Origin of the sequence: Polynucleobacter sp. 80A-SIGWE (genome assembly GCF_018882295.1) — a bacterium.
Taxonomy (GTDB): domain Bacteria; phylum Pseudomonadota; class Gammaproteobacteria; order Burkholderiales; family Burkholderiaceae; genus Polynucleobacter.
This window is the reverse complement of the sequence record NZ_JACVOR010000002.1, coordinates 99,147-113,336: the sequence shown is the minus strand read 5'-3', so window position 1 is coordinate 113,336 and position 14,190 is coordinate 99,147. Positions and strand designations below refer to the sequence as shown.

At 48.2% G+C, this 14,190-nt stretch carries 10 protein-coding genes; 6 read left to right on the top strand and 4 right to left on the bottom strand.

Annotated features, from left to right (window positions below; translation table 11 throughout):
* Positions 1-140: 140 nt before the first annotated feature.
* Positions 141-1,247 (top strand): aromatic ring-hydroxylating dioxygenase subunit alpha, encoded by a 1,107-nt coding sequence (locus ICN25_RS05320; protein WP_216179758.1) that lies wholly within the window; start codon positions 141-143, stop codon positions 1,245-1,247.
* Positions 1,248-1,283: 36 nt separating this feature from the next.
* Positions 1,284-2,114, top strand: a complete 831-nt coding sequence (locus tag ICN25_RS05315) for a sulfurtransferase (RefSeq protein ID WP_216179756.1) — start codon at positions 1,284-1,286, stop codon at positions 2,112-2,114.
* On the opposite strand, the gene ICN25_RS05310 is transcribed toward ICN25_RS05315, so the two are convergent.
* The 3 genes from ICN25_RS05310 to polA are packed head-to-tail and all read right to left on the bottom strand — an operon-like array spanning position 2,111 to position 6,630.
* Positions 2,111-2,884 (bottom strand): ZIP family metal transporter, encoded by a 774-nt coding sequence (locus ICN25_RS05310; RefSeq protein WP_216179754.1) that lies wholly within the window; start codon positions 2,882-2,884, stop codon positions 2,111-2,113. The genes ICN25_RS05315 and ICN25_RS05310 overlap by 4 nt on opposite strands.
* Before the next feature lie 5 nt (positions 2,885-2,889).
* Entirely contained in the window at positions 2,890-3,786 is an 897-nt protein-coding gene (locus tag ICN25_RS05305; protein WP_216179752.1) for a dienelactone hydrolase family protein, read from the bottom strand.
* Positions 3,787-3,801: 15 nt separating this feature from the next.
* The gene (gene polA, locus ICN25_RS05300; protein WP_216179750.1) at positions 3,802-6,630 is read right to left on the bottom strand and encodes a DNA polymerase I; all 2,829 of its coding nucleotides are present in this window, start codon (positions 6,628-6,630) and stop codon (positions 3,802-3,804) included.
* An 81-nt stretch (positions 6,631-6,711) separates the two neighbouring features.
* On the opposite strand from polA, the gene ICN25_RS05295 reads away from it, so the two are divergent.
* The 3 genes from ICN25_RS05295 to ICN25_RS05285 are packed head-to-tail and all read left to right on the top strand — an operon-like array spanning position 6,712 to position 8,885.
* Positions 6,712-7,119, top strand: a complete 408-nt coding sequence (locus ICN25_RS05295; RefSeq protein WP_255536696.1) for a hypothetical protein — start codon at positions 6,712-6,714, stop codon at positions 7,117-7,119.
* Positions 7,120-7,128: 9 nt separating this feature from the next.
* Positions 7,129-8,106 carry a homoserine kinase gene (locus ICN25_RS05290; RefSeq protein WP_216179748.1) on the top strand — a complete coding sequence of 326 codons (978 nt, stop codon included), beginning with the start codon at positions 7,129-7,131 and terminating at the stop codon, positions 8,104-8,106.
* A complete protein-coding gene (locus ICN25_RS05285) occupies positions 8,103-8,885 on the top strand; it encodes a BPSS1780 family membrane protein (RefSeq protein ID WP_216179746.1) in 783 nt (260 codons plus the stop codon). The genes ICN25_RS05290 and ICN25_RS05285 overlap by 4 nt, the downstream gene beginning before the upstream one ends.
* Here the strand turns inward: ICN25_RS05285 and ICN25_RS05280 are convergent.
* A complete protein-coding gene (locus ICN25_RS05280) occupies positions 8,882-11,269 on the bottom strand; it encodes a UvrD-helicase domain-containing protein (RefSeq protein ID WP_216179744.1) in 2,388 nt (795 codons plus the stop codon). The two genes, ICN25_RS05285 and ICN25_RS05280, sit on opposite strands and share 4 nt — an antisense overlap.
* Before the next feature lie 24 nt (positions 11,270-11,293).
* Here ICN25_RS05280 and ICN25_RS05275 point away from each other — a divergent pair, with 24 nt between their 5' ends.
* Complete coding sequence (locus ICN25_RS05275; protein ID WP_216179742.1) at positions 11,294-14,185, top strand: valine--tRNA ligase; 2,892 nt, start codon at positions 11,294-11,296, stop codon at positions 14,183-14,185.
* Positions 14,186-14,190: the final 5 nt, after the last annotated feature.

Sequence of the window (14,190 nt, the reverse complement as noted above, 5' to 3'; positions counted from 1 at the left end):
TTACCTGTGTAGCCCTACATATTAAAGCGAGACGGGGGTCAGATGGGTATAATCCCCTCCTTCCTTTCCAATATCGATCCGTCGATGGTTGGATTGGTTATTCCGCTTAGCTTCGGCTGACGTTTTCGGGGGTGGGGAGAATGACTAATCTGGCTACCGCGCAGCAGCTTGCGCCGTCCAATTTACAACTGCCGGTTTCGGCCTATTTTGACGTTGATCTCTATCAGCGTGAAATTGAACTGCTTTTTAAGCAGGGCCCAGGCTATGTTGGTCACGAACTCATGGTTCCTGAGCTTGGCTCTTATCAAACCCTGACCTCAGAAAATGAGGGGCGCCTGCTGGTTCGCAATGCCCAAGGCGTTGAACTTCTTTCCAATGTCTGCCGTCATCGCCAAGCACTCATGCTCAATGGCAAAGGTAAGGCGGACAACATCGTTTGCCCTTTGCATCGCTGGACCTACGATTTAAATGGTCAACTCATGGGTGCACCCCATTTTGAAGATAAGCCTTGCCTCAATTTAGGCAAATCGCCTTTGCAGAATTGGCAAGGACTCTTATTTGAAGGTCCGCGTGATGTACGCACTGACCTTGCCAAACTCGGCGTAGCTGATGATCTTAATTTTGAAGGTTATGTTCTCGATCACGTTGAAGTCCATGAATGTAATTACAACTGGAAGACTTTTATCGAGGTCTATCTTGAGGACTATCACGTCGTTCCATTTCATCCAGGTTTAGGTAAGTTTGTTTCTTGTGAAGACTTGCGTTGGGAATTCGGGGACTGGCACAGCGTACAAACTGTGGGCATTCACAAAAACTTAGAGAAGCCAGGATCACCGGTTTACCAAAAGTGGCATGAAGCAGTATTGCGCCACCATGAGGGTAAGACACCGCGCCATGGCGCTATCTGGCTGACCTACTACCCCAATGTAATGGTGGAGTGGTACCCAGGCGTTTTATGCGTCTCTACCCTGCACCCAATGGGTCCGAACAAAACACGCAATATCGTCGAGTTTTATTACCCAGAAGAGATTGCTCTTTTTGAGCGTGAGTTTGTAGAGGCAGAACGTGCGGCCTACATGGAAACTTGCATCGAAGATGATGAGATTGCAGAGCGCATGGATGCTGGTCGCGCCGCCCTACTAGCCCGCGGTCAAAATGAAGTGGGGCCATATCAAAGCCCGATGGAAGACGGTATGCAACATTTCCATGAATGGTACCGTCGTGCCATGAACTATCAGGGCGCATAATCCAGTAACACCCATCGCCAACATTAGGAAGCCATCATGACGCCTCTCATTACTGCAAACCAGTTAGAAGAAATCCTCAATAGTGGCGAGAATGTTTTGCTATGTGATTGCCGCTTTGATTTAGTCGACCCACTCGCAGGCAGAAAGTCATATTTAGAAGGCCATATTCCGGGCGCACTCTACGTCGATCTAGATCACGATTTATCTGGCGCTAAGACCGGTAAAAATGGTCGTCACCCACTACCAACTCCTGAAGCCTGGGCACAAACAAAATCCCGTTTAGGAATGGATTCAAAAACTTTGGTGATCGCCTACGACAATCAAGGCTCCGTTTATGCCAGTCGCTTGTGGTGGATGCTCAAAGCTACTGGTCATGCCAATGTTCAAGTATTGGATGGCGGTCTAGATGCTTGGAATGGCCCAATCGGCACCCTGCCACGCCAGCCTCAAGCCACAAGTGCTCCTGTGGCAGCAATGCCTTATGTTGGCTTGGCAACGGTAGAAGAGGTTGTTCACAATCTTCAAGCCAAAACCAATGTCATTGTTGACGCTCGTGCAAACGATCGCTTTCATGGACGGAATGAAACCTTAGATCCGGTTGGCGGACATATTCCCAACGCAATCAATTACTGCTTTAGAGAAAATCTCACCGGCAAAGCATTCAAACCTGCGGAGCAGTTATTCAAAGATTTTCATGGTTTCTTGGGAACTACCAAACCCTCTGAAGTAATTCACCAGTGTGGTTCTGGAGTAACGGCCTGCCACAACTTACTTGCCATGGAAATCGCTGGCCTCAAAGGTTCGCGTATATATGCAGGCAGTTGGAGTGAATGGTGTGCCGATCCGAGCCGGCCAGTGGCGCTTTAATGCAGCAGCGAGAGCAAGATTACAAAGCCAACGCCGCAAGCAATCAAAATCGTTTGACGTAAAGACTCAGCCCAATGTGGGCGTCGATGCATTTGCGGAATGAGATCGCTCACCGCAATGTAAATAAAGCTACTTGATGCAATCACGAGCAAATATGGCATCGCTGCATGAGCCTTCTCCAAGAAGAAGTAAGCCAGTACACCGCCCACTACCGCAGACAAACCACAAATGAAGTTGTACATCAGGGCGCGAGTTCTAGAGAATCCCGCATTGAGCAATACGATGAAGTCCCCAATCTCCTGGGGAATCTCATGGGCAATGATGGCAATCGCAGTAAAAATACCAACCTGGTAATCCGCCATAAATGCTGCGGCAATCAAAACACCATCAACAAAATTGTGTAGGCCGTCGCCGACCAAAATCATCCAACCGCTACGACCCGCCACCTCAGCATCATGACCGTGATGGTGACCATGACCATCTCCTTCATGGTGATGACTGTGGCGCAGTAAAGCAATCTTCTCCAGCAAGAAAAATCCCAAGAGTCCTGCCAGTAAGGTTGCAAATAGCAACTGAGGGCTCGCGCCCGCCATCGTAAATGCCTCAGGCAGCGAGTGCAGCAAAGCAGTGGCCAGCAAAATACCAACTGACACACTAACCATGCTGTGGACCATCTTTGACAGCAAAGACAAAGAAAAACTTGCGGCAACGAGAACGCTAGCTGTTCCCGCTAGCGCTGTTACCAACAAGATGCTTTGCAGTACTGACATAGAAATTATGCAACTCCGTTTTGTTTAAACCAGGCAACGCACTTTTCCCAGCCATCTTTAGCTGGACCTTCGCGATAAGTTGCTCGGTAGTCAGCATGGAAAGCGTGCGGTGCATCAGGGTAAATTTCAAAACGACAGGCTTTAGCTACTGGATTTTTTGGAGCTGCTTTTGCAAGCGCTTCACGCATTTGCTCAACACTCTCTAAAGAGATGCCAGTATCAGCACCGCCATACAAGCCCAGCACAGGCGCTTTCAGATCGGCAGCGATATCCACCGGATGGCGCGGGTTGCCTTCTGTTTTTTCACCAATGACGCGACCATACCAAGCTACACCAGCCTTCACCTGAGGCAGGGTAGCTGAGAGCCATGTAATACGGCCGCCCCAACAGAATCCAGTGACGCCCACCTTTTTCGAATCGCCGCCATTCTTGCCGGCCCACACCAAGGCTGCTTGCAAATCATTCAGCACTTGCATGTCGGTAGTTGGTGCAACAATATTTTTCTGAATCTCAGCAACCGTGCCATAAGTATTCGGATCACCAGCACGAGTGAAGAATTCTGGGGCAATCGCCAGGTAGCCTAATTTTGCAAACCGACGTGTGACGTCAGCAATGTATTCGTGAACACCAAAAATTTCACTCACCACAATCACGATTGGTAAATTGCCCTTAGCTTTCTCTGGACGAGAAACATAGGCAGGCATCTGAAAGCTTCCGACCGGAATCATTTGCTCACCAGCCTTAATGCCGGCAAAGTCTGTTTCAATTGCCGCAGCTAAGACTGGCTCAGAGGCAGCGACAAAACCAATGCCCATAGTTGTTGCAGTAATGGCAGAGGCTTTCATAAAACCCCTTCTATCGCTAGACACTATTTTTGAATCTTGATCTTTTTTTGCTGTCATTTTTTGCCTCCTGATTTAGTGCGCTTCTTCCCAATTATCACCAATCCCAATACCAACCACCAAAGGAACCTTTAGATCGGCCACCTTACACATCAAGTCCGGCAACTTCGCCTGTAGGAGCTCCAGCTCATCCAAGGGTACGTCAAATACCAATTCATCATGCACCTGAAGCAGCATACGGGTCTTGAGTTGCTCTTTTTCTAGCCAGTTCTCGACAGCAACCATGGCTAGCTTAATAAGGTCAGCTGCCGTTCCTTGCATTGGCGCATTGATCGCGGCACGCTCTGCCCCTTGGCGGCGAGGGCCATTAGAACCCTTTATCTCAGGCAGCCATAGACGTCGGCCAAACACCGTCTCGACATAGCCATTCTCCCTAGCCTCCAAGCGAGTGCGTTCCATATATTGAGCAACTCCTGGATAGCGATCGAAGTACTTGGCAATGTAATTTTGGGCTGCTGAACGCTCAATACCCAAGTTACCTGCCAAACCAAAAGCACTCATGCCGTAGATCAAACCAAAGTTAATCACCTTGGCATAACGACGCTGCTCTGAAGTAACGCTTTCCAATGAAACACCAAAAATCTCAGCGGCGGTGGCTTGGTGCACATCTTTACCGGCAGCAAATGCAGCTAGTAAGTTTTCATCTTCGGCAATGTGCGCCATGATGCGCAATTCAATTTGAGAGTAATCGGCTGAGAGCAACTTACAACCTTCAGCTGGAATAAACGCCTCCCGAATGCGACGCCCCTCTTCCGTACGCACAGGAATATTTTGCAAATTCGGATCACTAGAAGCCAAGCGCCCCGTCACTGCAGTCGCTTGAGAAAAGCTCGTGTGCACTCGACCCGTCTTAGGGTCAGCCATGCGTGGCAGCTTCTCAATATAAGTCGACATCAATTTAGCGAGACTGCGGTAATCCAAAATACGCGCAGGCAGCGGATAGTCTTCAGCCAGTTTTTGCAAAACCTCTTCATCGGTTGATGGAGCACCCGACGGCGTCTTTTTAATTACTGGGAGCTCTAACTGACCAAACAAAATTTCTGCGATCTGTTTGGGTGATTGAATATTGAAAGGTTGCCCTGCAAGCTGATGAATCTCACCCTCTAAAGCTAGCAAACGTTTGCCAACCTCTTGGCCCTGCTTAGACAGCAACCCCGAATCAATTCGAATCCCATTGCGCTCCATGATGCCAAGGACGCGCATTGCTGGCATCTCAATATTTTCATAAACGTATAGAAGGCCTGGGCTCTCCTGAATTTGCGGCCACAAAGCTAAATGCAGGCGCAAGGTAATATCCGCATCTTCTGCAGCGTAGTCTGTAGCAATCTTCAGATCGACTTGATCAAAGCCAATCTGATGCACGCCTTTGCCACACACCTCTTCATACTTAATGGTCTTCATGCCAAGATGTCGCTCGGCCAAGTTATCCATGTTGTGCGGCATATGTGATTCCAACACGTAAGACTCCAGCATGGTGTCAAACGCAATGCCTTGCAAAGTAATGTCGTAGTTCGCAAAGATATGGCTGTCGTACTTGAGGTTTTGGCCCACCTTCAAATGCGAAGTGCTTTGTAACCAAGGCTTCAGGCGCGCTAAAACTAATTCGCGACTAAGCTGAGTTTCTCCATTACGGTGTGCGACGGGGATGTAGCAGGCCTCTCCAGGAGTGACGCTAAGCGAGATGCCTACTAACTCAGCAGCAAGCGCATCTAAGCTCGTAGTCTCAGTATCGACCGCTGTGAGATCAGCGCCTTCAATTTTTTTAACCCACCGATCCAATGCCACTTCATCGATAACACATTCATAGTGTTTTTCAATCGCACCTTGCAGATCCGTCGTTTCTTGCGATAAGGCAGTAGTTGCTTCTGTAGCAGTGGGACCAAACTTCTTGGGTACAGCTTTTACATTTTCTTCAGCAGTATTTTTGATGGGGCTACCAGCCAAATCAAAACCACTAGCGGCTTCAGGAGCTGCTCCACCCAACTGTTTCTCCACATCACGTAACCACGTCTTGAAAGCATAGCGTTCAAATAACTCTCTCAATAGCGGCGCATCTTCTGGTTTTGCATGCAGATCATCTAAGCCCGGAAGATGTGGAGATAAATCACAATCGGTTTTAACGGTAATGAGTTGACGCGCTTGTGGGAGCCACTCCAAACTATTACGCAGGTTCTCACCCACAACGCCTTTTACTTGATCGGCATTCGCCATCAAATTATCTAAATCGCCAAACTCAGCCAACCATTTATTTGCTGTTTTAGGACCAGCCTTTGGAACACCGGGGACGTTATCAACCGTATCTCCAATAATCGAAAGGTAATCTACGATGCGCTCGGGAGGCACGCCGAATTTTGCAATGACGCCTTCGATGTCGAGCTTTTCATCAGTCATCGTATTAATCAAAGTGACGGATGAATTCACCAGCTGAGCTAAATCTTTATCGCCAGTGGAAATAATGGTTTCCCAGCCAGCTTGGGTGGCTTGACAAGCCAAGGTACCAATCACGTCATCAGCCTCAACCCCAGAAACCATCAAGACTGGCCAGCCCAAAGCCTTCACCATGGCATGAATCGGCTCAATTTGTTTAACCAAATCCTCCGGCATGGGAGAGCGGTGCGCCTTGTACTCCGAGTACATTTCATCCCGGAAAGTCTTGCCTTTGGCATCGAAAACACAGGCAATATGGTCAGCCTTGAGCTCCGAGCGAGCGCGGCGCATCATATTAACCATCCCATAGATTGCCCCGGTTGGGTCGCCTGCCCCATTTCTGAGGTCTGGCATGGCATGAAAGGCGCGATAGAGGTAGCTAGAGCCGTCTACCAACAAGAGTCTATGTTTAGTCATACCGCAATCGTACAATCTAGTTGCTAACTGCCTACAGATCAGGTTCAAATCCCCCTGAAAAGAGGCCTAAAAAGGTGAAAAATGATGCACTCTCTAACTAACTTACTCCACTCTTCTTTGAGCCAAACCCTTGTTCTTACAAGCTTTTTAGTGGCTTTTGCCTCTTTTGGTCTCAATTTTGCGCACGCCCAAAACAATTCTCAAGCACTGAGCCCATCCGAGCTACAGCGCATTAATAGCCAGCCTTTGGCACCCGCAGTCAACGCATCACAAGTGACAAATGCTCCTGAAAGTCGTAAACCGAGCTTTCAGCATAAAGAAGTTACCGGCACTGAAGTTACTGAATACAAGGATGCCAATTCACCTACGCAAGTGGATGTGAAGACGCGCTACACCAGCTATGAAATGGCGCCTCCAACAACAGTGATGCCTGGCGTACCAAAAGAAACTGATCTGATCAGCGTACCGAGTATCAGCATCCCTTTTTAATTTCTAGTTATGGCCGTCTTCACCCCTATTGAATTAAGCGATATCTCCGCTTGGATCTCAAATGATTTTGATATTGGGCAGGCCATCGATATTCGCGGAATTCATGGTGGTATTGAGAACTCCAATTTTTTTCTCGACACCGAGAAAAATGGCAAGAAACAAGAATATGTTTTAACTATTTTTGAAAGACTGTCAGCAGAGCAACTTCCGTACTATTTAGAGTTGATGCGCCACTTGGCTGACAAGGGTATTGCAGTACCTAAGCCTCTTGAAAATAAACAGGGGCAAATTCTATTTACCCTTAAAGGCAAGCCCGCAGCAATTGTGAGCAAGCTTCCGGGCCTTTCTAGACTAGCGCCTGAAGCAAAGCATTGCGCATTGGTTGGCGAGAACCTGGCAAAGATGCATTTGGCCAGTAGCGATTTCAAACACACTCAGGAAAATCTACGCAGCCTGTCTTGGTGGCAAAAAACAGTTCCACAAGTGTTATCGCACTTGAGCGACGCACAAAAAGAATTACTCACGACTGAGCTTGCTACTCAAGAACAATTCTTTGCCTCTGCTGCTTATGCATCACTGCCTCAAGGGGCAAGCCATTGCGACCTGTTTAGAGATAACGTATTGTTCGATCCTCAGGGTGCAAGCGATAGACCCCAAGACCAACTTGGCGGCTTCTTCGACTTTTATTTCGCCGGCACAGACAAGTGGTTATTTGATTTGGCGGTGACTGCGAATGATTGGTGTCTTGCTGAAAACAAACAAGATTTAGATCCTGTGCGTTTCAAAGCATTGATGGATGCTTATCAGTCTGTTCGCCCCTTAAACAAGGAAGAGCAGGCGAGCTGGCCACTGATGATTCGCGCTGCAGCTCTACGCTTCTGGATTTCACGTCTGTGGGATTTTTATTTGCCACGTGATGCGCAAATGCTCACGCCACATGATCCTCGTCATTTTGAAAATATTCTCTTAAGTCGCAAAGCAATATGAAACTAAACTCCGTCACCCCAAAAGAGGGTTACACCTGGATACGTCAAGGCATTTGGCTGTTCAAACAAAATCCTTTGGGGTTTTTAATGTTGGTATTCATGTATGTGTTTGTGGCGCAGTTAGCAGTGCTCGTTCCAGTGATTGGTGTTTTTGCCGTCTTATTACTGACGCCCACTTTGTCGGTAGGCTTTATGACCGCCTGTCGCCAAGCGATTCAAAAAGAACGCATTCGCCCATCGGTATATGTCATTGCTTTGCAATCCTCGCCATTAATTCGTAAACGCATTTTGCAACTAGGTTTGATATATGCAGCACTCATCCTGGCCCTCAGCTTTATCTTAAGCATGTTGGTGGATTTCGAATTGCTCATCCCACTAATGACGAACGATAAGCCCATTACCCCAGAAGTAGTTCGTCAGATTTATCTGATTCTCTTTTTTGGCGGCCTACTGTATATCCCGGTAGCGATGTTGATGTGGTTCTCTCCCGTACTCGTTGCTTGGGCTGATATGCCGGTAGCGCAGGCGCTCTTTTCTAGCGCCATTGCTTGCTGGGCAAATCGTGGCGCATTCTTTTTGTATATCGCTATTTGGGGCGCGATCTTAATCGCTATTCCATTAACGATCGGCTCTATCTTTGATGCGCTGGATTTGGGTCAAGCCGCATCATTCATTATCGCCCCCATTTCCATGGCGGGATTGACGGTCATGCATTGCTCGTTCTTTGCTACTTGGAAAGCGTGCTTTGCTGAAAAAGAATCAGCAACCTTAATTGCTTAGTCTATCGCTGCAAGCTTAGCAATACTGAGCTGTAACCATTTCACACCATGGCGCTTGAAGTTCACTTGAGCACGCGCATCCGCATCATTACCCTCTAAGCCAGTCACACGCCCCTCACCAAACTTAGTATGAAAGACATTCTGTCCGATAGTAAATGGATAGTTACCACGTGGTGGTGAAGCCATTCGGGTAACAGAAGTTGAGGCAGATCCTACACGCCCAATTTGTCTTGCAGGTCGCTCACGCTCATTACCGGAATCAAAGAAGTCATTCGATCCAAACTCGCGTTGACGGGTATAGCCATCCTGCCAAGTTGATCCTGAACGACCGCCATTACCACCAGTTGTACCGCCCCAGCGAGCATCTTTTACTTTTGGTGTGAGCCACTTCAATGAATCAGATGGCAGCTCTTCCAAGAAGCGAGAAGGCATGTTGTAACGCACTTGGCCATGCAACATCCGTGATTGCGTATGAGAGAGATAGAGACGCTCCTTGGCGCGGGTAATCGCAACATACATCAAACGTCGCTCTTCTTCTAAACCATTCTGTTCGTTGATGCTGTTCTCATGTGGAAACAGACCCTCTTCCAAACCAGTAATAAATACAGAGGTGAACTCTAGACCTTTAGCAGAATGCACTGTCATCAGCTGAACGGCATCTTGGCCTGCTTGAGCTTGGTTATCACCAGCCTCGAGCGATGCATGGGAGAGGAATGCGGCCAATGGTGAGACCTCCGCTACGCCAGGTGCATTCTCACCGGGTAGTGTGGCAGCAGTGGCATCTTGGCCATAACCCTCTTCCGCAATAAATGCGGTCGCAGCGTTAATCAATTCTTGTAAGTTTTCAACGCGATCTTGACCTTCACGCTCTGAAAGATAGTGTTGAATCAAACCGCTATTCTGAATGACGAACTCCACTGTCTCGGGCAAAGTATTGTGACGAGTGGCTTCACGCATGTGATCTACTAAACGCACAAAGCCGCCTAAAGCTGCACCCGCCTTACCATCCAGTGTCGATGCAGCCAAATACAAAGAACTGTTTTGCGCGCGAGCTGCATCTTGCACAGCCTCTATCGATCTTGCCCCAATACCGCGTGTCGGGAAATTCACTACACGCGAGAACGAAGTGTCGTCATTCGGATTTTCTAAAAGACGGAGGTAGGCCAAAGCGTGTTTAATCTCAGCACGCTCGAAAAATCGCAATCCACCGTAAACGCGATATGGAATCGCTGCAGAAAATAAGGCGTGCTCGATGATGCGTGACTGAGCATTACTGCGATAAAGCAAGGCAATTTCAGTACGCTTGATACCGCTATTTACTAGTGCTTTGATTTCATCTACGAGCCAAGCAGCCTCTGCATGATCGCTAGGTGCATCGTAGATACGGACTGGCTCACCATGACCTGCATCGGTGCGCAGGTTTTTACCGAGTCGATCCGTATTATTTGAAATGAGATAGTTGGCAGTATCTAGGATGTGGCCATGTGAGCGATAGTTTTGCTCAAGCTTGACCATCATTGGATGGTATTGCTTTTCATACAGACGCATGTTCTCAACGTCTGCACCACGGAAAGCATAAATACTTTGATCGTCATCACCCACAGCGAAGACCGCACTACTTCCCATGCCGCTGACATTCACACGACTAGCATCGTGACCGGAGAGTAATTTGAGCCAGGCGTATTGCAAGGCATTGGTATCTTGGAACTCATCAATCAAGATATGACGGAAGCGCTCTTGATAGTGGGTGCGAATCGCTTCGTTGTGCTTGAGCAATTCATAGCTGCGCAATAAGAGTTCAGCAAAGTCGACTACGCCCTCACGTTGACACTGCTCATCGTAGGCTTCATACAATTGAGCCATCTTGGCCTGAAAGTCGTCCCCTACCGACAATTCTTTAGCGCGCTGACCGCGCTCCTTGGCGTGCGCAATAAAGTATTGCAACTGCTTAGGGGGGTATTTCTCATCATCAACCTTTAAGCCCTTTAAAAGACGCTTAATGGCGGAAAGTTGATCTTGGGTGTCCAAAATCTGAAAAGTGGACGGCAAACCAGCCTCTTTGTGATGCGCACGCAGTAAACGGTTACAAAGACCGTGAAAAGTGCCAATCCACATACCCCGAGTATTGATGGGCAACATGGCACTTAAGCGCAACATCATCTCTTTAGCGGCCTTATTGGTGAAGGTCACCGCAAGGACGCCAATCGGCGAAACCTGACCCGTTTGGATCAACCAAGCTATACGGGTCGTGAGTACGCGGGTCTTTCCACTCCCAGCGCCAGCCAAAATCAGGGCTGACTGGGCCTGGCCATTTTCATTTACTGGCGGGAGGGTCACTGCCTCGCGTTGTTCTGGATTAAGGTTTGCGAGTAGGTCTGAGTACATCGCCCCAATTATAATTTGCCTCTTATGCCAAATGCTTCGAATACCCCTAATTCATCAGCGGCCAGCTCCTTAGACGAACTAGCCAAATCCTACGAACCCGCCCCAATTGAAGCTTATTGGGGTCCGGAATGGGAACGCCGAGGCATTGCCGACGCCACCCTAGATGAGGGCAAGGGAGATTTCTCGATTCAGTTGCCGCCACCGAATGTGACGGGAACCCTACACATGGGTCACGCCTTCAATCAAACCATCATGGATGGCTTGGTACGTCATGCCCGTATGTCTGGCAAAAATACCTTGTGGGTTCCGGGTACGGATCATGCTGGCATTGCAACGCAAATCGTTGTTGAGCGCCAACTCGATGCACAGAAAGTTTCTCGTCACGATTTAGGTCGCGAGAAATTCTTAGAAAAAGTTTGGGAGTGGAAAGAAGCTTCCGGCAACACCATCACACGTCAGATTCGTCGCCTAGGCGCTTCGATTGATTGGGGTAGAGAATATTTCACAATGGACAGCAAGATGTCCAAAGCGGTTGTTGAAGTATTCGTTCGTTTACATGAGCAAGGCTTAATTTACCGCGGCAAACGTTTGGTGAACTGGGATCCTGTTTTAGGAACAGCAGTCTCAGATTTAGAAGTGGTGAGCGAAGAAGAAGATGGCTCGATGTGGCACATCCGCTATCCATTAGCAGATGGCTCCGGACACCTGACCGTTGCCACTACTCGCCCAGAGACCTTATTGGGCGACGTTGCCGTCATGGTCAACCCAGAAGACGAGCGCTACAAACACCTCATTGGTAAGTCAGTACAACTGCCCCTATGCAATCGCGAGATTCCGATTATTGCGGACGACTATGTTGATTTAGCTTTTGGTACTGGCGTGGTTAAAGTGACACCTGCGCATGACTTCAACGACTACGCCGTTGGACAGCGCCACCAATTGCCTCTCATTAATATTTTGACTCTCGATGCCAAGATTAATGAAAACGCACCTGCTGTTTATCAAGGCCTTGAGCGTTTTGCTGCACGCAAACAAATCGTTGCCGATCTAGATGCTGCTGGTTTACTAGAAAAAGTACAGCCGCATAAATTGATGGTGCCACGTGGCGATCGTACTCAAACCATTATTGAGCCAATGCTCACTGACCAATGGTTTGTTGCAGTATCCAAGCCAAGCCCTGACAACAAATATCAGCCAGGCTCATCTATCGCTGGCGCTGCATTAGATGCCGTTACCAAAGGTGACATCAAGCTCGTTCCAGAAAATTGGATCAGCACTTACACGCAGTGGCTAGAAAATATTCAAGACTGGTGCATCTCCCGTCAACTCTGGTGGGGTCATCAAATCCCGGCCTGGTATGGCGATGATGGTCAGATCTTTGTAGCCCGCTCTGAAGAGGAAGCCAAAGCTAAGGCTGCCGCTGCCGGTTATAACGGACAGCTAAATCGCGATCCTGACGTCTTAGATACCTGGTTTAGCTCAGCACTCGTGCCATTTAGCTCATTGGGCTGGCCAGAAGAAACTCCTGCGCTCAATCACTTCCTACCATCCTCGGTACTGGTAACCGGCTTTGACATCATTTTCTTCTGGGTAGCCAGAATGGTCATGATGACTTGCCACTTCACTGGCAAAGTTCCATTCAATACCGTCTATGTACACGGCTTAGTACGTGATGCGGAAGGTCAGAAGATGAGTAAGTCCAAAGGAAATACTTTGGACCCAATTGATTTGATTGATGGCATCAAGATTGAAGACTTGGTTGCTAAGCGCACCACCGGTTTGATGAATCCGAAACAAGCTGAAAGCATTGGCAAAAAAACCAAGAAAGAGTTTCCGGAAGGCATTCCTGCGTTTGGTACCGATGCCCTGCGCTTTACCTTTGCCTCACTCGCATCACTGGGTCGCAACATTAACTTTGATCAGAAACGCTGCGAAGGTTATCGCAATTTCTGCAACAAACTCTGGAATGCCACTCGCTTTGTGCTGATGAACTGTTCTGGCAATGATGAAGAGAATGGTTTTGCACCGTGTGACAACCAATGTGGGCCAGAAGGTTACTTAGATTTTTCTGACGCTGATAAATGGATTGTTTCTTTATTACAAAGAACGGAAGCTGATGTTGCTAAGGGCTTCCAGAACTATCGCTTTGACAATATCGCTACCAGTATTTATCAATTTGTTTGGGATGAGTATTGCGATTGGTACCTGGAATTAGCAAAGGTTCAATTACAGACTGGTACTCCTGCACAGCAACGCGCCACTCGTCGCACCTTGCTACGCGTTTTAGAAACCATCTTGCGCATGGCACATCCACTGATTCCGTTTATTACTGAAACCCTCTGGCAAACCGTTGGACCTAAGGTTGGTAAAGAGTTAGCCAAGCAAGATAAGCAAACGATTGCCCTGCAGCCCTACCCCGTTGCTCAACTCGATAAGGTTGATGAGCAAAGCGAAGCTTGGGTTGCCCAAATTAAATCGATTGTGGATGCTTGCCGTAATCTGCGTGGCGAGATGCAAGTCTCACCTGCACTCAAAGTACCCCTCTGGATTAGTGGACCGCAAGATTTCTTGAAACAGGCGAGTCCTTACTTAACTGCATTAGCAAAGCTGTCTGAAGTCAAAATCTACGATGACGAATCTGCTTTAGAGAAAGATGCTCCAGGTGCACCGATGGCCTTAGTTGGCAATCTCAAGCTACTCCTAAAGATTGAAGTGGACGTAGCCGCCGAAAGAATTCGTCTGGGCAAGGAAATTGAGCGCTTAGCCAATGAAATCACTAAGGCACGCAGCAAACTTGGTAATGAAAGCTTTGTGGCGCGCGCCCCAGAAGAGGTTGTTGCGCAAGAAAAGCAGCGTCTTGCCGGCTTTGAGCAAAACCATGAGAAGCTTGTTGCACAATTAGAACGTCTTAAATAAGAACG

Excerpts from the sequence above, each read along its gene's own strand:
- ICN25_RS05320 (WP_216179758.1), top strand. The coding sequence starts at position 141 with ATGACTAATCTGGCTACCGCGCAGCAGCTTGCGCCGTCCAATTTACAA.
- ICN25_RS05315 (WP_216179756.1), top strand. The coding sequence starts at position 1,284 with ATGACGCCTCTCATTACTGCAAACCAGTTAGAAGAAATCCTCAATAGT.
- ICN25_RS05310 (WP_216179754.1), bottom strand. The coding sequence starts at position 2,884 with ATGTCAGTACTGCAAAGCATCTTGTTGGTAACAGCGCTAGCGGGAACA.
- ICN25_RS05305 (WP_216179752.1), bottom strand. The coding sequence starts at position 3,786 with ATGACAGCAAAAAAAGATCAAGATTCAAAAATAGTGTCTAGCGATAGA.
- polA (WP_216179750.1), bottom strand. The coding sequence starts at position 6,630 with ATGACTAAACATAGACTCTTGTTGGTAGACGGCTCTAGCTACCTCTAT.
- ICN25_RS05295 (WP_255536696.1), top strand. The coding sequence starts at position 6,712 with ATGATGCACTCTCTAACTAACTTACTCCACTCTTCTTTGAGCCAAACC.
- ICN25_RS05290 (WP_216179748.1), top strand. The coding sequence starts at position 7,129 with ATGGCCGTCTTCACCCCTATTGAATTAAGCGATATCTCCGCTTGGATC.
- ICN25_RS05285 (WP_216179746.1), top strand. The coding sequence starts at position 8,103 with ATGAAACTAAACTCCGTCACCCCAAAAGAGGGTTACACCTGGATACGT.
- ICN25_RS05280 (WP_216179744.1), bottom strand. The coding sequence starts at position 11,269 with ATGTACTCAGACCTACTCGCAAACCTTAATCCAGAACAACGCGAGGCA.
- ICN25_RS05275 (WP_216179742.1), top strand. The coding sequence starts at position 11,294 with ATGCCAAATGCTTCGAATACCCCTAATTCATCAGCGGCCAGCTCCTTA.